The 21,145-nt window shown below is 39.8% G+C and carries 17 protein-coding genes; 4 read left to right on the top strand and 13 right to left on the bottom strand.

The annotated features are described in order from the left end of the window. Nucleotides 1-13 precede the first annotated feature (13 nt). From ACYQ1I_RS01870 to ACYQ1I_RS01850, 5 genes are all read right to left on the bottom strand, one after another. Entirely contained in the window at nucleotides 14-916 is a 903-nt protein-coding gene (locus tag ACYQ1I_RS01870) for a carbohydrate ABC transporter permease (RefSeq protein WP_459761893.1), read from the bottom strand. A gap of 14 nt (nucleotides 917-930) precedes the next feature. Then, nucleotides 931-1,797, bottom strand: a complete 867-nt coding sequence (locus ACYQ1I_RS01865; protein WP_459761891.1) for a carbohydrate ABC transporter permease — start codon at nucleotides 1,795-1,797, stop codon at nucleotides 931-933. A gap of 161 nt (nucleotides 1,798-1,958) precedes the next feature. Then, nucleotides 1,959-3,290, bottom strand: coding sequence for an extracellular solute-binding protein (locus tag ACYQ1I_RS01860; RefSeq protein ID WP_459761889.1), 1,332 nt, complete (start codon nucleotides 3,288-3,290; stop codon nucleotides 1,959-1,961). Between the two features lie 99 nt (nucleotides 3,291-3,389). Continuing rightward, nucleotides 3,390-4,178, bottom strand: coding sequence for a response regulator transcription factor (locus ACYQ1I_RS01855; RefSeq protein ID WP_459761887.1), 789 nt, complete (start codon nucleotides 4,176-4,178; stop codon nucleotides 3,390-3,392). Next, nucleotides 4,178-5,914 carry a sensor histidine kinase gene (locus ACYQ1I_RS01850; protein WP_459761885.1) on the bottom strand — a complete coding sequence of 579 codons (1,737 nt, stop codon included), beginning with the start codon at nucleotides 5,912-5,914 and terminating at the stop codon, nucleotides 4,178-4,180. The genes ACYQ1I_RS01855 and ACYQ1I_RS01850 overlap by 1 nt, the downstream gene beginning before the upstream one ends. Nucleotides 5,915-6,297: 383 nt before the next feature. Here ACYQ1I_RS01850 and ACYQ1I_RS01845 point away from each other — a divergent pair, with 383 nt between their 5' ends. After that, a complete protein-coding gene (locus ACYQ1I_RS01845) occupies nucleotides 6,298-6,705 on the top strand; it encodes a cupin domain-containing protein (RefSeq protein ID WP_459761883.1) in 408 nt (135 codons plus the stop codon). A gap of 281 nt (nucleotides 6,706-6,986) precedes the next feature. Here ACYQ1I_RS01845 and ACYQ1I_RS01840 read toward each other — a convergent pair whose 3' ends face one another. The 3 genes from ACYQ1I_RS01840 to ACYQ1I_RS01830 are packed head-to-tail and all read right to left on the bottom strand — an operon-like array spanning nucleotide 6,987 to nucleotide 10,583. After that, nucleotides 6,987-9,203, bottom strand: a complete 2,217-nt coding sequence (locus ACYQ1I_RS01840; protein ID WP_459761882.1) for an ABC transporter permease — start codon at nucleotides 9,201-9,203, stop codon at nucleotides 6,987-6,989. Nucleotides 9,204-9,229: 26 nt separating this feature from the next. Next, nucleotides 9,230-9,928, bottom strand: coding sequence for an ABC transporter ATP-binding protein (locus tag ACYQ1I_RS01835; RefSeq protein ID WP_459761880.1), 699 nt, complete (start codon nucleotides 9,926-9,928; stop codon nucleotides 9,230-9,232). Between the two features lies 1 nt (nucleotide 9,929). Continuing rightward, a complete protein-coding gene (locus ACYQ1I_RS01830; RefSeq protein WP_459761878.1) occupies nucleotides 9,930-10,583 on the bottom strand; it encodes a TetR/AcrR family transcriptional regulator in 654 nt (217 codons plus the stop codon). A gap of 245 nt (nucleotides 10,584-10,828) precedes the next feature. Here ACYQ1I_RS01830 and ACYQ1I_RS01825 point away from each other — a divergent pair, with 245 nt between their 5' ends. Beyond that, nucleotides 10,829-11,443, top strand: a complete 615-nt coding sequence (locus ACYQ1I_RS01825) for a DUF3267 domain-containing protein (RefSeq protein WP_459761876.1) — start codon at nucleotides 10,829-10,831, stop codon at nucleotides 11,441-11,443. A 220-nt stretch (nucleotides 11,444-11,663) separates the two neighbouring features. On the opposite strand, the gene ACYQ1I_RS01820 is transcribed toward ACYQ1I_RS01825, so the two are convergent. Together ACYQ1I_RS01820 and ACYQ1I_RS01815 are read right to left on the bottom strand one after the other, a co-directional pair. Next, nucleotides 11,664-13,670: a methyl-accepting chemotaxis protein gene (locus tag ACYQ1I_RS01820; protein WP_459761874.1), complete on the bottom strand. Its 2,007-nt coding sequence runs from the start codon at nucleotides 13,668-13,670 to the stop codon at nucleotides 11,664-11,666. A 480-nt stretch (nucleotides 13,671-14,150) separates the two neighbouring features. Beyond that, nucleotides 14,151-16,508, bottom strand: coding sequence for a C40 family peptidase (locus ACYQ1I_RS01815; protein ID WP_459761872.1), 2,358 nt, complete (start codon nucleotides 16,506-16,508; stop codon nucleotides 14,151-14,153). A 529-nt stretch (nucleotides 16,509-17,037) separates the two neighbouring features. Between ACYQ1I_RS01815 and ACYQ1I_RS01810 the strand changes: the two genes are divergently transcribed. Continuing rightward, complete coding sequence (locus ACYQ1I_RS01810) at nucleotides 17,038-17,391, top strand: hypothetical protein (protein ID WP_459761870.1); 354 nt, start codon at nucleotides 17,038-17,040, stop codon at nucleotides 17,389-17,391. A gap of 94 nt (nucleotides 17,392-17,485) precedes the next feature. Here the strand turns inward: ACYQ1I_RS01810 and ACYQ1I_RS01805 are convergent, their stop codons facing one another. After that, nucleotides 17,486-18,325 carry an MBL fold metallo-hydrolase gene (locus ACYQ1I_RS01805; RefSeq protein WP_459761868.1) on the bottom strand — a complete coding sequence of 280 codons (840 nt, stop codon included), beginning with the start codon at nucleotides 18,323-18,325 and terminating at the stop codon, nucleotides 17,486-17,488. A 311-nt stretch (nucleotides 18,326-18,636) separates the two neighbouring features. Between ACYQ1I_RS01805 and ACYQ1I_RS01800 the strand changes: the two genes are divergently transcribed. Next, entirely contained in the window at nucleotides 18,637-19,233 is a 597-nt protein-coding gene (locus ACYQ1I_RS01800) for a class I SAM-dependent methyltransferase (RefSeq protein WP_459761866.1), read from the top strand. A 218-nt stretch (nucleotides 19,234-19,451) separates the two neighbouring features. On the opposite strand, the gene ACYQ1I_RS01795 is transcribed toward ACYQ1I_RS01800, so the two are convergent. Both ACYQ1I_RS01795 and ACYQ1I_RS01790 read right to left on the bottom strand, forming a co-directional pair. Beyond that, on the bottom strand, nucleotides 19,452-19,739 hold the full coding sequence (locus ACYQ1I_RS01795; protein WP_459761864.1) for a DHHW family protein: 288 nt from the start codon (nucleotides 19,737-19,739) through the stop codon (nucleotides 19,452-19,454). 14 nt (nucleotides 19,740-19,753) lie between these two features. After that, complete coding sequence (locus ACYQ1I_RS01790) at nucleotides 19,754-21,091, bottom strand: MBOAT family O-acyltransferase (RefSeq protein WP_459761862.1); 1,338 nt, start codon at nucleotides 21,089-21,091, stop codon at nucleotides 19,754-19,756. Nucleotides 21,092-21,145 lie beyond the last annotated feature (54 nt).

Below are 21,145 nucleotides of genomic sequence, written 5' to 3'. Positions count from 1 at the left end.
ATTAAACTAATCCTTACCCCTTGATTGATCCTGCCGTGATCCCCTCAACAATTCGGTCGCTTAAGACAAAGAATGCCAATAATATTGGTAGGATACTGATCATCAATGTGGCTCCAATGGCACCCCAATCGGTGGAATATTGGCCTATAAAATTTTGTATGCCTACCGTTAATGTCTTGTATTTATCTGAGCTGATAAAGGTATTTACAAATACAAATTCGTTCCAATTATAGATCATATTGATAATGGCAGCCGTTGCCATAACAGGTGCCGTCATGGGTAAGATGATTTGAAAGAACATTCGATTGACAGAACAGCCGTCGATCATGGCTGCTTCTTCAATTTCCCGGGGCAGGGCATAATAAAAGCCTAGTAAAATCATAATGGTAACGGGAAGATTGAAGGCAATATAGGTCAGGACGATTGACAGTGGGTTATCCATCAGTTTTGTTTTGACAAAGAAGCTAAAGAGTGGAATCAGGGTAGAATGGACAGGAATCATTAAACCCACCATGAATAATCCCAGAACAGGTTTTTTTAATTTCCACTTCATACGGGTAATGGCAAATGTTACAAGGCTTGCCAGAAGAACGGTGATAATCACGGCAGTTACGGTAATCCACAGGCTGTTGAAAAAGTAAGTGCCAATATTCCCCTCTGTCCAAACCTTGAGGTAATTTTCCCACTTGGGATCTCTGGGAAGGGCCAATGGAGCTGTATTAAATACCTCCTGATTGTTTTTCAGGGAGAAAAACAGCAGCCACACCAATGGGAAGATTTGAATAACCGCAATCGAAATTAATATCGTATACAGGGCTCCCTTGGCCAGTCTCTTTCCCGTAAAATATTGAAAAGGATTTTTCATTGGCCTGACTGTATTTCGCTCTGTGCTGCTCTTTTCAGCTATACTTTTCACGATTTTAGCCCCCTCTAATATTGAATTTCTTCTTCGGTCGCGGTTAGCTTACGAATTAAATATGTGACAATCAAGCATATTAATAACAGAAAAAATCCGATTGCGCTACCATATCCAAAGTTATAGGAACGAAAGGCTTGCCTGTACATATAGGAGGCCATTACTTCACTGGCTCCGTCAGGACCTCCCCCGGTCATGACATAGATTAGGTCGAAATATTTTAGGGACCCCACCACGGCCAAAACCACCGTTACTTTGATTACATTGGCAATTAAGGGAATTTTAATCTTAAGTGCAATTTGCCAGGGGGTTGCCCCATCAATTCTGGCTGCCTCGATCAGTGATTCAGGAATATTCTTTAGGGCTGCATAATAGATCAATATATAAAATCCTGCATACTGCCATATGATGGCAACAAAAATGGCAAATAAAACGATATTGGGATCTGCCAGCCACAGCGGAATTTGATTCATCCCCAGGGAGGTAAGCAGTCTGTTGAGTACACCATTGGTGGGATGATAAATTCTCAGCCACAGTTGTGCAATGGCCACCGAGGAAAGCAGCATGGGAATCAAGTAGATTTTTCTGAACAGATTGGCCCCTTTGATTTTTCCCGATAAGACCAAGGCTATTGTTAAATAGCCCCCCAGGCTAACGACGGAAAACAAAGCCAGTAAAAAGGAATGGTAAAGGCTTTTCCAGAACATTGAATCCGATAGTAATCTGATATAATTTGTTAATCCCACAAATTCCATCTCACCAATGCCATCCCATTTCATCAGGCCATAATACCCCGTCATGGCGATGGGGCTATAGACTAAAATCATCATTAGAACCAGGGCAGGAAGCACATACAAGGCAATGATTCTTTTATCTGACATGACTTTATCCACTACATTTTGTCTCCCTTCTTACGATTTTTTTGAAGACCGCTAAAGAAGCTTTATTATTGGCCTCTGTATAGGGGCAGCAATCTTTATGTACCTTTACTAGAAAGGACATATCCCATTCTGATATGTCCTCTCTTTTCATAACTCAACCGCTAGTTATTAGCATCGGCCTCCAGGGCTTCTTCGTGTCTTTTGGCATAATCCTCCGGTGTAATTTGCTTTCCAAAAAGGGACTGAATCATGTTTAGATGGGTCTGGGCCACCGGGGCACTCATTTGTACATCGGCAAATAGGGTCATATTGCTTGCTTTTCCTAAATCCTTCAAAACATCTATATATAGCTGCGGTAAATCCAGTCTTGAGGTATCAACTGCTGTGGCTGGGGTAACACCGGCCCTTGTAACGGCCTCCTCTCCCCATCGCTCCACAAAGAACTTAACAAATTTTTTGGCCTCATCCTTTACTGGAGAATTCTCAGCAACAAACAGTCCTACTCCGGGTCCGCCTACCCAGCTGTCAATATCTCCCTTGCCATCTTCAACTGTAGGGAATTTAAAGTACCCAACCTTATCTCGAAACTCCTGGGGTATTTCTTCGTTGGTTGTAAAATTAGGTAATTCCCAGGAGCCCATTAAATACATGGCTGCCTGTTCATTAAGGAATTCGGCCTTTCCTTCGTCATTGGACAAGCCGTTGAAGCCTCTGACAAAGGCATTCATATCCACCAGCCTTTGAACCTCCTCCGCTGCTCTTATCAGGCTTTCCTCTTCAAAGGTACCGCTTCGATTAATGGCACTGGTTAAAACTTCAGGGCCGCCGATCCGGTCTGCCAAATACATGTACCATAGTGATCCGGTCCAACGATCTCGATTGCCCAGGGCAATTGGTACCACATTGTTGTCTACCAGGGTTTTTACAACATGCTTAAAGTCTTCATAGGTCTCGGGTACCGTCAAATTATGGTTAGCGAAAATTTCTTTGTTGTAATAAAGCGGTACAATGTTTAATTCCAACGGAAAGGCGTAGGTTTTCCCGTCAACGGCGTAGGCCTCTGTGGTACCGGCGATGAAGGACTCCTTCAGGTCCCCCACCAGTATGTCATTCAATGGTGTAAAACGATTTCCCTTGACATAGGGCTCCATAAAACCCGCAGGCCAGGTCATGCCGACATCGGGCAGCTCGTTTGAGGCTGAAATAACCTGCAGCTTGGTTTTGTACTGCTCATTTTCCAATACCTCTTGAAGGATTTTTACGTGTGGATTAGCATCCTGATATTCTTCAATGATTTCATTGACAATTAAGTTTTGTTGTCTTGAGCTTCCTGCAGGCCATAAATGCATAAAGTTAATAGTTACATTTTCCGGCTCCCCAAGGACTTCCTCATTCTGCTGATTGCCGGTGTCCTGAGGAGCGGTACACCCTGCTAAAACAAGAATAATCGACAACGTCATTACGAAGATGAATGAATACGTTTTCTTAAACATGATTAACCCCCTCACTTTTTCAGAATAGTCTTTACATTTATCAGTCTAGCACCCCAAAAAGGATGAAACAAGGAACAGTGATTGGGGAAAATACCACTTTCATTGGATTAGATCGCCATTGTTGATTTTTCTAAATCGATAGGGAGTCACTCCCTCAGAGGCTTTAAATACCTTGATAAAATATTTAGATGTCTGATACCCCACCTCATTGGCAATATCCTCTACGGTTAAATGACTCGTCAGCAGTAGTTTTTTTGCCTTCTCTAATCTAAGCCGGGTGACATATTCGCTGAATGTTAAATTGGTCTGTTCTTTGAACAACACACTTAAATAGTTGGCATTTAAGTGTACGTGATTGGCAACATTTTTCAGGCTTAACTGGCCTTTAATATTTTCGTCGACAAAACGAATTGCTTCTCTGACAGGGGATTGAATTGAATCTTCGTTCCTAAGGTTTAACAATTGACCATCCACAAATTTTTCCATCTTACCTGCCCGCTCCTGCCTGGCTTCTACCTCCATTGCCTTTTCCACCGCTTCAATTAATTTGCTCTTATTGATGGGCTTCAGTAAATAGTTTATTACTCCCAGCTGAATGGCCTGCTGGGCATAGTCAAATTCAGGAAAGCCTGACAAGATGATCACCACTAATTTACCATTCTTTTTGTTTAATTCCTCCAGCATTTTCAAGCCTGAAACTTCAGGCATACAAATATCCGTTATAAGTAGATGAACCCCCTGTCTCTCGATCACTCCCATTGCCTCTTTGGCACTTTCTGCCGAAAGAATCTCATACCGCCCCTCCGACCATATGCCCAGTGTTTTTTTTAAGCCTTCCCTTGTTTTTGGTTCATCATCAACAATCAAAATCCTTTTTGAATGAATCATCAAACTCCTCCTCCATAGGGAATTTCAAAGGTTATGCTGGTTCCTTTATTCGGCTTGCTGTCGATGATCAGTCCGCTTTTTTCGTAGCCCTTAAAATATAATTGCAGTCTTTTATGTACATTGCTAATGGCCATACCGTTTCCCTTCAAAGATGTCATCTTCCCTTGCTTTAGGGATTGCATGATCAATTGAAGTGTCTTTTCCTCTATCCCGGGCCCATCATCGATTACCTTAATGAATAGCCTGGAGACTGCCTTCATATCCTCCACAAGGACTGACACGGTGCCCTGTCCATTTTTATTGCCTATTCCATGTAATATGGCGTTTTCCACCAGGGGCTGTATTAATAATTTCGGAATTTTAATTTCACAATCGGGAGGGGAGGAAACCTGCCATGTTAAGCGATCCCCAAATCTCATTTTCATAATGTGTAAATATCGTTCCACATGCTGAAGTTCTTCTTTTACCATTACCCACTCATCCATTTGGGAATTGCTGATGGTATAGCGGAACAGATCAGACATGGCCACCACCAGCTCCGCCAATTCTTCATCCTTTTCCTCCAGTGACCAATAAAGCGCCTCTAGGGTGTTATATAAAAAATGGGGATTAATTTGGGCCTGCAGGGCCTTTAACTCAGCCTGACTGAGGAGCAGCTCCTTTTCATAGACGACCCCGATTAAATGGTTGGTGTTTTCCACCAGTTCGTTATAGGTTTTATTTAATTCTGAGAATTCCGCAGTCGATGATTTTTCTGCAGTGGGTCTTAAGCCCCCCAGCTTAGCATTCCCCATGGTTTTAATCAGATTTAAAATAGGCCGTGTAATCATGGTTGAAAGGAAAAAAGATAAAAGAAAAAATAAAATAAATCCGATGATCCCTGAAAATAAAATGGCAGCTCGAAGAACAGATAGGCCACCCATTAAGGTGTTGACCGGTGTTAGGATGACGGTTGTCCATCCTGTTATGTAGGATTTCTCCCTTGATACAATGTAGTCCAGTCCATTGATTTTTATATTTTTTTGATTTCCCACAGCAATTTCTTCAATCCCTCCATAGTAATTGGTGAAAACAGGGAGATTATTTTGATCAACAATTATCATATATTCCGTGTACTTCCCACCCTCATGTTCATTTTTGATTCTGAAATAATCTGAATTTACCCGGGTGATTAAATAACCTCCATTGGAAAACCAACGATCCATTAAACTAACTTGACGAATCCCCAAAAACAGGCTTGGCTCCTTTGGATCCCTGCCAATCCACACAAGCTTTCCCTTTCCCTTTCTTGCTTCTTCTATCCACGCTGCTTCTATTCTGCTGGACAAAAGGGTTCCATTCAACGGAAACAGCCTGCTCTCGTCCTTTATGTACAGCTCAAAGGAATGAACTCCGTCGGCATAGGCCTGGTAGCTATTCAAAACCTTCATCAAATCCTGACGCTTGGCAAAATTTACCGTCCTTCCCTCGGCCTCATCCAAAACCAGCTGCTGTACATAGGAATCTGTAATGACCTGTTTGGAAATCATATCGATCTGACGATACAAGGTGTCTATACGCTGACTAACCTGTACAGTTGTTTCCTGGATCTGTATTTCAGCGTTATCCTTCAATAGATTGGCAACAATTCTAAAGGTGCTCATACTAATCAAAAACAATACGATTACCATGACAATTAAGAATAGGAATACCATTTGATTGCGTAATGTATTAAATTCCCTTAGCTTAGACAGCAAGCTCATCAACCCCTTCGTATGGGCTAAACAACTTTAAGTATTCGTTTGAAAATACAGAATTATCTTATATAATAAATTATAGCTTCAACTAAATGAAAATTTCAATTGTTAAATTTTCTGACTTTATATATTCCACTGAAAATTCAATCAATCATATTAGAAAATTAACATAGCGGGGTATTGGGTGAATTCAGTTAAGAATGACTTTCTGCCAATTGGTGCACCGCTTCTTAACATATAGCATATACTATTAGAAAGTCTATGAAAGGAATGAGTTTATGTATAGCCCCTACCATTGGTATCACGATTACAGAAGGTATCCTTATCCTTACTGGGTGAGCCCGCCAGCATACTGCCCAAAGGCACCTGCACATTTTATCAAATTGAAGGATTATGGGCCAAAACCCTTTGTGGTTAATATTGAGGAGGCCACTAAGCAAAATAATACTTTTCGCACCGCTTTATGGACGGGAGAATATTTGCAGCTTACCTTGATGAGCATCAACGTTGGAGACGACATAGGCTTAGAAATTCACCCTGATCATGATCAATTCATTCGTATTGAACAAGGTCAAGGGCTCGTTAAAATGGGGGATCGAAAAGATCACTTGGATTTTCAGGCAACTGTCTATGATAACTATGCAATATTTATCCCTGCAGGTAAATGGCATAATTTGATTAATACAGGCTGCACCCCCCTTAAATTATATTCTATTTATGCACCACCAGAGCATCCGTGGGGTACTATTCATGAAACGAAAGAAGATGCGGCAAGATATCATAAATATTAAACACAAATTTATCTTTTCAAATTTTTTCATGTAAAGTCCATTCAAGTAACAGGTGTCATATGAAGGGCATGAATATGGTATAGAACAAGGGGATATTAGAAAAGTTCCATGGAACTTGTATTTAAGGTACCTTACAGCCAAGATATAGGTATAATTACAAAATGGAAATTAGAAATCAAATGAGGGCGACTTGTTTTTTTGATAGAGGGCCGAGAAGAAGGTTGGTAAGTTTGAGGCCACAGTATTTTTCTGTAGCCTCAAACTGGGTAAATAATACTTCTTTATTCTGCTGCTGCCTTCAGCGCTTCACTCATGTCAACCGTGTTTACCTTTCTGGCACATATTAGCTTGCTAAGCTGATAGGTCAGCATAATGGCCGCCAAACAGACTAATACATAAAATGGACTAATAATCGTTGGCAGCACTAAATTGATCATATTCCCAAGATAGCCATATATTGCATTCATTGATGCCGCCATAATTGGAATACTGATGATAAATGCGATCAAGATGACAATGGTGGCGCTGTCGAGTATCAGGGATTTAATCTCACGACGTCTGTAGCCAAATATCTTAAAAAGTGAGATGGTGTTTTTGTTTTCCTCGATAATCAATGAGGTTACGAGATAGAGGATAATCAAGGCTACGACACAGGAAATAAGGGTCATGGCGCCTACCATTGAAATCATTGGTCCCCACAGATCTTCTATGGTATTGCCCAGCTCACTGAGGGATTTTGTTCCCGAAAGCTGCTGGTCAGGAATATTAAGTCTTGTTTCGCTCCATAGCCCCATGTAGCTGTCTTCTGGGAGCCCCATCTTATCGTTAAATTGATCAATGGGCATAAAGATAAACTGCTCGATTTGAGATTCAGCCACGGCATCAATATAAAAGGTGTAGGGCTTTCCATCCTCCTTGTTGATGAAGGTTACGCTTTCACCGGCCTTAATGCCCAAGCGATCGGCTAAAGGCTTTGTAATATTGATTTGGTTATTGGGAAGGGGATTGCCTTTATTATCCTTTAGGGTTAACATCGTCGACCCAGGCTCTACACCACTAATATAAAACTCAAGTCCCTCATTGTCTTCAGGATAAAACCTGCCTGCGGTGAAGACCTCCGTCCCCTCCGGTGCTTCACCATATTGCATATCCTTGAAGGTATATTCATACCCAAATTGGTAGGTGTCGGTGACGCTGCCTTCAAATACAAAATTCATTGAGTTCATAATGGTAAAACCAAGGAGCATCATGACGGAAGCACTGGTAACACCCAAGAACAGAAACAAGAGTCGTGAGATGCTTCTAAGCTGCTCCCGCAGCTTGAATTTTGTGCTGAACTTAAACCTTTCCAGTTTTAGGGCACGCTCCAGGACATTAACCTTGGTCTTTTGTTTATCGCCCTTCATAAGCTCTGCAGGTGAACGTTTCAGCTCGGAACCAATAACTAAATAGCTGCTGAGACCTAAAAATAGCAAGGGTGTCAGAATCCCGATCAAGACATTTAAGAAATTTAGATTAATGCCTGTAACGGGAATATTATAGTACGAAACCATGGCCATAATCGAAGGCCTGATGGAGGGAAGGGCCAACAGACTTCCAATTACACCGCCCCCTAAGGCCAGCAGCAGGGGGATGGCCATATAGTGGCCCATCAACTCACGCCGCCGGTAGCCTTGGGCATAGAGGGTTCCGATAATGACTGATTCATGTCGGATCATACGCCATATCATGATGCCAATAATTAAACAGCATAAAAGAAACATTGTAACCGGCAGCGGTACGCTCATGGTTTTCATGCCGGTTATGGAGGCCCAAACCATTCTTGCCCGTCTATTGTTCATGATGTCAATCCAGTTGGACACTGTTATCCCTTCTGCACGTAAATGCTCTCGAAATTGTACCGCCAGTCTATTAGGACTTTTGGTTCTGTCGTTAAACCTGACGGAATAAATGCTGTCAACCTTATCTAAATCCTCAAATTCTCCTCGGCTTATCACACCAATACCGAAATTTTCGGGCATGATATCGTTCACGTTTTTTAATGGATAGATATAGTGGGGCAGTGACACAAAGCCCACCACTGTAAAGGTTTTGCCTTCAGCTTCTACTTGACTCCCTACTGAATACCCGTTGGCTTTAGCAAAGGCTGGGTCAAGCAGGATTTCTCCTGGTCCGGAAAGGGGCCGCCCCGCCAGGATGGCAGGAATGTTCAGCCTTTCTGTCTCGCTGAGGAGCCGCAATGTAAAGGAGTTGGGCAGAGCGGCATCAAAGCTCAGGTATTCCTCAATGATGGCATCAACCTCTATTTCAAGTTCTTCTCTATTGGGAATAGCCTTGTCAGTTGAAAAGGATAAATCCTCCTGCATATGCCCCTCTGTGAAGCTAGTAACCAAATCAGCAAGATTTTGAGAGAGCCCCGTGGCAACATTAAAGGTATAGCTGCCAAGAATAATCAGCATCAGAATACCCAGGTATCGCAATTTGTTTTCTTTTAACATCCGAAAAACTCGCTTATTTAATACCATTACCATTCAATCCTTTCCGCCGGAACAGTTGTCTGGTTGATTATTGTCTCTACGATTTCTCCGCTTCTTACCTTAAATACACTATTGGCCATGGCAGCAATGGCAGCATTGTGGGTGATCATCAGAATGGTTGTTCCATATTTTTTGTTCACCTGCCGCAGCAGCTTAAGAATACTTCGGGAAGTTAAAAAGTCAAGGGCCCCGGTTGGCTCATCGCAAAGCAGTAATTTGGGGTTTTTGATAATTGCCCTGGCAATAGAGACCCTTTGTTGCTCTCCTCCACTGAGTTCTCTGGGGAAGCGATGCTTTTTATCCAGCATTGCCACTGCCTCTAAAACCTCATTGATGTTAAGGGGTGATTTGCTGATGTTGGAAACCACTTCAATGTTTTCCGCCACGGTTAGGTTGGGAACCAAATTATAGAACTGGAAGACAAAACCGATGTCCTCCCGCCGGTACTCCGTCAGCTGCTCATTGTTCAAATTGTTGATCTCTACCCCGTCAACAATGACTTGGCCGCTGTCGCCACGGTCGATCCCCCCAATGATATTCATCATTGTGGATTTCCCTGAACCCGATGGCCCTAGAATGACGCCAATTTCCCCTTTCTTCAGCTTCATCTGAACCCCCTTTAATACTTCTGTCTTGACTAATCCTGCTGTGTAGCTTTTCTTTAGGCCTGAAACATCAATAAACATATTATTGTTCCTCCTTTTTGTAAAAACAACGCTTCAAGATATCAAAATACACTTCCCATTCTTCAAGTACTTCGATACTGACCTCTTCCATAGAGGTGACGCTATCTCTTTGCTGCTCTGAAAAGCCCAGCATTGTCCAGGTAATAATATTCATGATTTTTTCAAGATCAATATCCCCACGGAATTTTGAAAAATCTATATTTTGATAGCCCCTCTCCAATCCGCCCTCAATCAGATTCTTACTAATTTTTTTGACATCCGGCTTCACTTCATAAGCCTCTTCATTGCTTACTGCCTTGAGAAAATCAAATACCTGGGGAAACCTCTTATAAATTTTAAATTTAGCTAACCCTAATTGCCTAATTCTTTCAAAAAAATCCGGCTCATTCCAATCCACTTCTGAATAGATTTTATCGATTATTTCGCTGACATATTGAAACAAGAAAAAATACAATTCTCTTTTGTTGTTAAAATAACTGAACAACGAGCCCTTGGATATTTCGGCCTCTTTTATGATTTCATTGGTAGATGCCTTTTCGTAACCATTTCTGGCAAATTCTTTAAGGGCTGCATTAATAATTCGCTCCTGCTTCTTGGCCTCTAAGCTAAAAAATTTTTGATAAATTTTAATCACCTCGGTTCTTAATTTAAGCAATGACCACTGTGGTCATTCTTATTATATTCCAAATGACCACTCTGGTCAAGATAGTAGTTTAAAAAATATGGGTAAAATTAAGCAGTCTAGAAAAGAATAATGATGACCCAAAGGGCAGTTCCGCCTGAATCGACTACTGTACAAGTTCCATAACGCTAGTTATATGACAATTCCTGTATATAGATTTCCATTTAGACCTGTGCTACAATGAAAGGAACTGAAGTTTAAGTTAGGAGTGTGTTGATGTGAAGTATATCAAAAAAATACCAGCTGAAGATAGGCAACACACCAAATTACTACTAGATTCCGGTTGGAGACGTTTAAAAGAGCCTAAAAAACTAAGCTCAACCATCTTATTATCGTTACCTATTAGTTTAGTTCTAATGTTTCTTGTCGGGGCCTTATGCGCTATTCTATACCCCCCCTTCAGAAATATAATTTTGGGAAATAAGGGATTTGCAATTGAAATAACAGTCAATTTATGGACGGTTGTATATGTTCTGCTTACATTAGGATTCTTTTATTTGCATGAATTAATTCATGCCGCCTTTGTTCCTGATTTTTTACATTCTAAAAAGGTTTTCTGGGGCTTTAATGGTATGTTTTGCTTTGTATATACCAATGAAAAAATATCCAAGCAGCGATTTTTACTTATATCCATAATGCCATTGTTAATCCTTTCAATAATTTTTCCAATATTAATGAGTACACTGAAAATGATGAATAATTTTATTGTTTTCTTATGTATTCTTAATGCCGGGGGCGCCTGTGTTGACATCTTTAATATGTTTCTAATTGGCAGGCAAGTACCCTCTGACGGGTATGTTATAAACAATGGCTTAGCCACCTTTTTCAAATAAACCTATTTCATTTATCAGTTTTATTTCACTTAAATTTAGCCCATTTCAGAAGGTTCGTGTTTGAGCTTTCATCACATTTTAAGCAGCAAAAAGTGGACAGGAGCGACTGAATCAAGTCGTATCCTGTCCACTTTATTCTATTCTCTATTTAAAACCTAAAATTTGCCTGATCTATGTAGTTCGCTTAAATTAGGCAAGAGAGTATACACGATCCATCAGATTAGCGAACCTTAAATTGTGAAATGGCCTCAACCAATCGACTGGCACTGCTTCTGGTTTCCTTTGCAAAATTAAAGGCTTGATTTGCACGTTCAACAACGATTGCTGCCTTCTCAGCGATATGACTCGTCCCTTCAGCTTCCTCCTGTGTGGCTGAAGAGATTCCATTGATCACTGTAATCATTCCCTGCATGGTTGCTGAAAGCTGCTCTGAGGTTGCACTTAAATCTGAAACCAGACCATCTATATTTTCTGCATCCACGGTATATTGCTCTCCGGTTGCTACGATTGCTTCATAATCCTGGAATACGGTACGATTAACGAAATCCAAAAGCTCGAGGGAATTATTAGAGAGATTTTCTACGGAATCTACCACATCTCCCGTTACTACTTTAATTTTTTCAACCAGGTTTTTTGAGTCTTCCGCCAATTTTCTGATTTCATCTGCTACAACCGCAAAGCCTGAGCCCGCTTCACCGGCCCTTGCTGCCTCAATGGCAGCATTTAAAGCCAATAGATTTGTCTGGGAGGAAATTTGTAAAATTGCTTCTGACAATTGATTAATTTCTTCCACCTTCTTAGCATCTTCAACGGAATTTTTCAATGCTTCTCCAGAATTCTTATAGATTTCTCGAGCCTGTTGACTCGACTGAATTGCTTTATTTTTAAGCTGTAGTGCCCTTTCACTAATTTCACTGGCATTTTTGGCCCCTTCGCCTGCCCGCTGGGCAATTGAATCGATGGAATGTTCAATCTCTGTGGAAGCGGCGTTCATTTCTTGTGTCGATGCCGCTGTTTCCTCTGCCCCAGCCGAAAGCTCTTCTACAGTAGCAGATACCTCTTCTATTTCACTTAGCAGGCCCTGAATGCTTTCTTCCTGTATATCTACATTTTTAGAAACGGCCTGGGTCTCTTCATTGACAATTTTAATGACACTGGAGATAGCGGTCCTCATTTTCTCCAGGGAATTGGCCAGACTTCCAATCTCATCCTTCCGATTAATTAAAGAAAGGTCAAGCTCGCTGGTGAAATCCCCACCAGAAATCTGATCAAGCTTTTCTGCCAGTGTTTTAAGGGGTCTTACCAACAGATCGGTGAAGAGAATGGTAATGACTGCTGCAATAACAATTGCAAGTAAACTGGCTATAATAATGGAAGTATTCAATATAGATAGGCCCTCTAATATGTCATCCTCTACTGCACTAACCGTTAGATACCAATCTGTTCCCTGGATAGGTGCATAGCCTGCATATTTTTTCTCACCTTGATCGGTATAAACACCATGCCCCACTTCACCTGATGTAATTTTTTGTGTCAATTCTGCAAAGGATGCAAAAGCAGGGTCTGCTTCAGCTAATTCTAAGATACTGGTACTGTTTTTTACCATTTCCACGTCTTGATTGGCAATAGCCGTCGTCTCATGATTCATAATAAAGGCCGTTCCCGACTGGCCAAACTGAATTCCATTTGAAATATCGCTGATATTCCCTGTTTCAAAAACCTTTAATAATACCCCTATAATTTCTCCGTTAGATCTAACGGGTACCGCAATATTGTTAATATATTCTCCAGGAGTGGATACATTTTCTATTGGATCAGATACGACTCGCTCTCCTTTCAAGGCTCGCTGTATATATTCCCGGTGACCGATATTAAGAACCGTTACACCGTCAGGAGTAATAAAATTTCCATCAAGATCTACAAAATTGACTGTTTTAGCATGTGCATCCTTCCTAACCTGCTGCAAAAAACTCCACTTTTCTAACAGGGTCGCATCTGGGCTTGCTACAATTTCCACACCGGCCAGGTCTTCTAAAGAACTCCATTGCCCCTCCAGGAAGGTATTTACAATCGCAGCCCCCTGTTTCGCTAATTCTTCCAGCTCCATATAGACAGATTTCACCAGCTGATTTTTGGCGATACTGTAAGAACTAATTCCTAACCCCATACAAACAGCTAAAATTAAAATAATAACTGCCCTTGCATACTTCCACTTAATACTTTTCATGTCTTTCGCCTTCTTTCTCTAGTTTTTAATGTACTTAATTGATAAGAAAAAGCAAAATTGATACTGGGAATATTATATAATTTGAAGATTTCAATAAACGACATGAGGTAATTTGGATTCAACTCCTCAGTAAAATGTAAAACTGTTTTTCTATGAGGAGGATTGAACATAAATTAACAATAATGTTTATTTATATTATACAGTTTTAGTCAATTTTTTCAATATATCGTGTGTATTCTACACTAAATTTCGACTAAAAATCAAATTTTTAGGACTTAAGTCCCTATACTTTACGTCATTTAGATGCCACAGTCCACTACTTCTACTGGTTATGTTCCTTGAGTAATGAATCATCAACAAAATATTTTATGTGTAATTAAACATTTATATTTGCCCTAAAAATAAGTCGACTATTCTACTGATCGAATAGTCGACCTATTTGCAGCAAACCAGATATGACATTTTTTTATCAACATATACTTAAAGTAATCGTCTTGCTCCCAAGTATCGTTCGCTCCAATAGTCATGATATCTTAAATTTCTTTCTTTTACCCCTTCACCGGTAAGTATGATGAATGAGCCTTCCCCTGCATAAATGCCTACCATAGCCGGTGTATCTTCAGTGAAATTATTTCTAAAAAATACAAGGTCTCCTTCTTCCAGTGCTTCCAACGAAATTGCCTGACCTAAGTTCCATTGTTCATAGGCGTTAGCGGGTAATTGTAAAAGAATGTCTGGTGCTTCATCGAATACCTTTTGTACGAATTGTGCTGTTGTGTACTCTTCAAATAGGATATCTAAATATTCTTTTGCCTTAATGACAGCAGCATGGTTATTTTCACGCTTTTCATATCGCCTGGCACCAACATATCGTGTGCTCCAGTAGCTATTTGGCATATCTAAATGATTAATTGCTACACCTTTAGATTCTGTTACAATGATAAACTGCTCATTTCCAATATATAATCCTGGCAGCAGTACCTTATTGGAGCCTTCAAAGAATAGGCCGTCTCCAACCATTAGCTCATGCCTTTCCACTTCATTCCCTAAAGCCCATTGCTGAGATGAATATCTTGGTAAATCAATATCTAAGCCTGCTTTCATTATGTATTGTAAAAAGCCGGAGTGATCAAACCCTTCTTTTGTATTTCCTCCTGCTAAATAGGGTATGCCCAGCACTTTATAGGCTTCTTCAACAATTTTGCAGTCTAATCTCAAATTAAGAGCATCAAAACGTTTTACACCTGTATAATAATTCATCCAATATTCACCCAAGTAACTGATTGTCGTCATACCTTCGTCACCAGAGGCATGAACCATATAATTATTACCAAGGTAAATTCCTGCATGTGATATTCCTTCCTGCCATGTTCCTGAAAAATAAATGACGTCTCCTGGGCGCTTATTTTCAAAATCAATGGTTTCGCCTACTTCATATTGATTATACGTTATACGGGGCAAATAGATCTGTTTAGCGTCTCTAAAGACTGTCTGAATTAAATAGGAACAGTCAAAGCCATCAATGGTATCGCCACCTAGCAAATAGGGTGTCTCCAGATACTTCATTGCTTCTCGAATTACCGTATTCTCATGTTCCCTATAGCTTGCAGGCTGAAGATAATATATATCTGCCTCTGTAAGCCGTTTTGCCCCTACATATATAGATGACCAATACTCACTCTCAATATCCCTTTCTGCAACCCCATCTGTGGTCGTCTGAACTATAAATATACCATTTCCCTTATAAATACCGGGTATAAGGCTGCTTCCTTGAAAAAACACCAAGTCTCCAGCCTGAAGCTCCTCTTTAGAAATTGCTTGACCCACTTCGTATATTCTATCGGAATAGACGGATAATTGTATGTCAAGGGTGTCTTTAAAAACATAACGTACAAAATGAGTCGTGTTAAACCCCTCATCTGGCGATTTTCCATTTGGATTATAGGGCGTTCCCAGAAGGTCTATGGCTTTTTGTACAATTGGGTCCTTTACGAGGGAGTCCTCGATAATGGCTTCAGTAAACCGTCTTGCTCCTAGAAATCTGTCTTTCCAATAATCACTTGTTTCCAGATCTATTGCAGCAACCCCATTAGAGGTGACAATTACAAAAATATCATTATCTATGTAAATTCCCGGAAGACGCACACCGCTACCTTGAAAGAACACTACATCGCCTGATTCAATTTCAGCCGTATCAATCTCCATACCTACCTGCCATTGTTCATTGGATATTTTAGGAAAATCCACTTTTTTTACTTCCTGAAAAACATATTGTACAAAGCCTGAATGATCAAAGCCAGACGGGTCATTTCCCCCTGGTTCATAGGGAGCCCCTGCTAATTCAAGGGCCTTAAGGGCTATGGGATGTAATTCATTCGCTATATTTGTGTAGCGCCTTGCCCCATTATACCGATGTCTCCAATAGGAATGCTCTGCAATATTCCGTTCTACCACCCCTTGATCGGTTGCTACAACTATAATGACATTATCTCCTTTGTATATTGCTGGTATCAGGTTGCTGCTTCCTTCAAAGAAAAGAACATCCCCGGGCTGTATTTCACTACGTTCTATCGGCTCGCCCAACTTCCATAGCTGTGAAGGTGATCCTGGGAGGGCTATATTTTCTTTCTCTCTAAAAACATACTGAACAAAACCGGTGCTGTTAAATCCCTCCTCTGGCGTATTTCCCCCTTGCGTAAAAGGTCTGCCTATTAAACTTTCTGCAAATAAAACCGTTTGAATTTCTGACTGATTTTGATCAGCATAGGCCAAGGCTTTAACTGTTAACAACATCAAGAGAACTAACCATATGACATTGAGCTTTTTAAATTGGTTCATTTTTATATCCTCCTCTTACTACTATTTTTAATAGTAAATTTATCTTCTGCAATTTTAATCTCTGTAGGAACAAATATTTGCTTTTACACATTGCCATAACAATATGTTATTAATATATTTTTCAACAAATAAGCTTAGATTCCTCCATATAATGACAAAAAAATATATTTTTCTCAGCTGATACGTAAATAAAAAAACCGACCAAAATCTTCTACAAAAACCCTTCACAGCCTTAGAGTATATTGATAAATCAAAAACCCCTCAACTTGGCTGTTAAGAGGTTTCAAATTAAGGTTAATATAGCCCATGCTGATACAAAAATTTCAGTTTTTTTACAGAGAACCAAAATTTATATGTTTTTTTTGAAATTAATGTTATAATTAGAATGTAACTTAAACATGATTGATTATATAATTATAGATTTTTACTAATCGTCGGGGTGTTTTATTTCAAGGGTAGGTGAATATAAATAAAGAATAAAAAGTTATTCATTAGAAATTGTGTAATCTTTGCAATTATTATCGGAAGCTTGCTTTGGTGGAGTATTCCCCGCCCAATTACCAATATTAAACCTTCAAAGGTATCTAAAATTGAAATTTTTGATGGTAATACTGGAAAGTCGATTACAATAACAAATACAAATGATATTGAACATATTATTAATAACCTTAATTCGGTAACTCTTAAATTAGAAAAGATTTCATTTGGTTATATGGGCTTTTCTCTTAAAACAACAATCTATAGAGATGATGGTAATGTATATAAGAAATTTATTATAAACTCAAGTAATGTCATTAGAAAAGACCCATTTTTTTATCGAGATAGTTCAGGAAGTATTGATTACGAATATCTTCAAAAGTTACTTGGTAACCTTACCGAATAAATCATACTGATGGCGCTATTGCCACTTATTTTCCAAATTATTTTAAAACATTTCAATTAAAAAGGCAGATGTTAAAATAACACCTGCCTTTTTATTACGATTGATTCATGGTATTTTGATCTTCTACAAAACGCCCTTGATCAGGTACGGCAATTTCTTTAAAGTGCTGAGTGAGCAGCTCCATGTGCCTTGTCAATTCTTCCCCCTTCATGGGTAATCCATGGCTTGGGATGGCCCATTCAGGCATTAGCTCCTTTATGCGCTCCACCGATCTTTGGGCAGCATGCCAATCGGTAGTTAAGTAGGCCGGAGGTCCCTTTATCTGCTCTTGTTGTGTCAGTACAGAGGTAAAAGATTCCTGCTTCGTAGTGGTAAAGGCATCACCTACAATGAGAACCTTATCTTTTTCCCGAAAGAAGGAAACGTGGCCCTCAGTGTGGCCTGGCGTATGAATCCATTGCCAGCCAGACATTCCGGGCAGGCTGCCGTCCTTGGGAAGCATAACAGCCCGTTGGCCAAGATCAATACTTCTATGGGGAAAGGAGGGTGACAGCTTTGCCACCAGACCTTCATCCACCTTTGGGTCCCCTACAGGATAATCTTTTTTACCCGTTATATATGGGATTTCCAGTTCATGGGCATAGACCGGAACATCCCAATACTGGGCCAATCTTTCAACAGAACCGATATGATCGAAATGCCCATGGGTTAAAAAAATGGCCTGGGGGCGACTTCCCTTACCGAAGCGTTTCTCTGCTGACTCCACAATATAATCATAGGAGTTTTCCAGACCTGCATCTACCAATACCCAATTTTCCTTTTCCCCCACTATACAAGCAGTTACAATGGTAAAATGCAACAGAAGAATATCAGGCAAAACCTCTTGAGAAGTGGTCGTTAACTTTGATAAACCTTTAATTAACTGATTGATCATGTATTGGCCCTCCACTTTTATTTTCTATCTGCTTCATAGATTTTTTATTGATAGCATTTAGGGTATGCCCCTTATTAAACCTGTATTATTTATACAGATAGCTTTTCCTTCTTGAGGGTACATATGCATCTTATATTTTGATCTATGCAAAATACTTGACATTATACACTATGTACCCTATAATTATAGATAATTATTGTCTATGATGTCTTTTAAAAAATTTCGATAGTTTGCGAAGGGCACCCCTTTTTTTATTAAAATTATAGATAATGTGCATCTTTAATGTATATTATTAATTTAGGAGGGAAATTATGAAAATACACCAATCCGATTCAAAAGAAAAAAAGCAGTTAGCAAGAAAAATTGAATTTCTGGATAGACCTGAAAGAATAAAGTCTCTTCCTCCGGAAGAGCTGCTAAAAATGCTCCCTATAAAAAAAACAGACCATGTTTTAGATTTAGGCGCAGGTACAGGATATTTATCAATCCCAGCGGCTCAAATGATTGATGGAATTGTTTATGCATTGGACATCGATTCAAGGATGTTAGAGGTTATCAATTCAAAGGCTCAGGATCAAAATATTACCAACATTCAATTGGTCAAGGGAAATATTGATAATATTCCACTGCCAGATGATTCAATAGACATTGTGCTGGCTTCATTAGTTCTGCACGAGGTTGAGCCCCTATCCGATATATTAAAGCAAATTAAACGAGTGCTTAAAAAGGATGGTTTTTTCCTTGGTATAGAATTTGAAAAAACAGAAGCCTCTATTGATGGTCCCCCAATGCATATAAGAATTCCTTCCTCCATTATGGAACAGGAATTAATTGAGGCTGGGTTTAGCATCGTCCAAAAATTGTCTCTTAAAGATTATTTATACATTGTCATTGCTAAAAAAATATGACGCTCCTAGTGGCCTTCAAGCTCAAAAAGCCTGGTATTTTTAGACCAAGCCAGGGCCTAAAGACTATAAAAGGCACTGATGTGATGAAAAGTTCTTCATCCTATCAGTGCTTTTTTGAATTGAAAAAAATAATAGTAGTATAACACAAAATAAAATACACCGAATATACAACAATATGATCAGAAAAATGTGTTACACCCAAAGCAGGGCAATACAAATCACTTCCTCAGTAAAATTTGATTGAGACCCTCCTGTACGTTAATCCAAAGGTCTCTGAAGGGAAACTGGTCTGAAAAATATGATTCAACCTTGGTTCCATAACTGCCGTCTAATACTTTTTCAATATGGAAAACAGGCCGTTGTGTCAGGTAACGAGCTTCCTCCTTGGAAAAGATTTTATCTGGCAGGGCCAGGTGCAAGATCAATATGCTAATAATAAAAACAAGTGGAAGCATACATACCATATATTGTATAATTTCACCTGTTTTTTTGTTATCTGCTTTCATAGCAATCCTCCAAATTAAAATCTAAAATATATAAATGGGTTAAAGGTCGACCCAACCATATATGCCGTAGAAATAAAGGTTAAGGCGCAATAGTATATGGCTGCAGCTCTTCTATAAATGCCTTCATTCATTCTTTTAAATAATAAAGTCATTTTCTTGGGCCAGGGTGAAGCAGCTATGATACAGGTAATATATAAAATGCCATGGCTCTTCAGTGCTATTATTCCTTGGAAATCAACAACTTTGTTGCCTGATACGCCAAGCATAATCCTTAAAAAACCAAATATATCTGCCAAATTGTTGAATTCAAAAAATACCCAACCTACTACTACCAATAGTAATAGATATATATGGCGTACAGCCCTGGGCCATTGTGCCATGTTTTTCAGCAAAATCACCTTTTCAAGCCAAATTAAAAAACCAAAATAAAGCCCCCATAAAGCAAAATTCCAGCTTGCTCCATGCCACATTCCTGTAAGGAACCATACGGCGAACAGGTTTCGTACCAGCTTCCATCTACCGGCACGGCTCCCCCCCATAGGAATGTATACATATTCCTTAAACCATGCTCCAAGGGATATATGCCACCTTCGCCAAAATTCCGAGATGCTTTGTGAAGCATATGGATACCGAAAATTTTCCTTCAAATCAAATCCAAGCATCTTTCCCATACCGATGGCCATATCTGAATATCCGCTGAAATCAAAATAAATTTGCAGTGTAAAGGCAATGATCCCCGCCCATGCCATGAGCACTGAAATCTCATCACCGGGCATGGCTTTAACCTCTGACCATAGGAGCCCGATGTGATTGGCAAGCAGCACTTTTTTCGCCAGGCCCCGCAGAAAACGCTGCATTCCGGTGCAAAATTTTTTGAAGGTGTGGCTCCGGTCAGCTAGCTGTGCTTCAATATCTGAATAATTTACAATAGGCCCCGCCACCAGCTGAGGAAACATAGTAATATAGAGCGCAAAAAGAAGCAGGCTTTTCTGAGGCTTTATTTTTCCTCTATATACATCAATCACATAGGATAGTGCCTGAAAGGTGTAAAAGGAAATTCCTATGGGTAGGGGCGGTACTTCCCCATAGAAATTCCAACCTCCAATTGATGCCACTGTATTGATAAGCATACCAAAGTATTTAAAATATGCGAGGCAGCCTAGATTAAACGCCAGGCCGACTATTAACACCAGCTTTCTTTTTCGCCTGCCGGCATCCTTCCCTAGAAGAATACCTATACAGTAATTAATGATGATAGAACTGCACATCAATAGCACGTAGACAGGCTCTCCCCAGGCATAGAAAAACAAACTGGCAGTAAGCAGTACAATATTCTTAAAAGACTTTCCCAAGGAATAATATAGAATTATTGTGACAGGCAAAAAAGCAAATGTGAAGAATAGACT

It is taken from the genome of Alkaliphilus crotonatoxidans (assembly GCF_054658015.1).
Note: the sequence above shows the minus strand (reverse complement) of the source record. Positions and strands in the feature narration are given on the sequence as shown.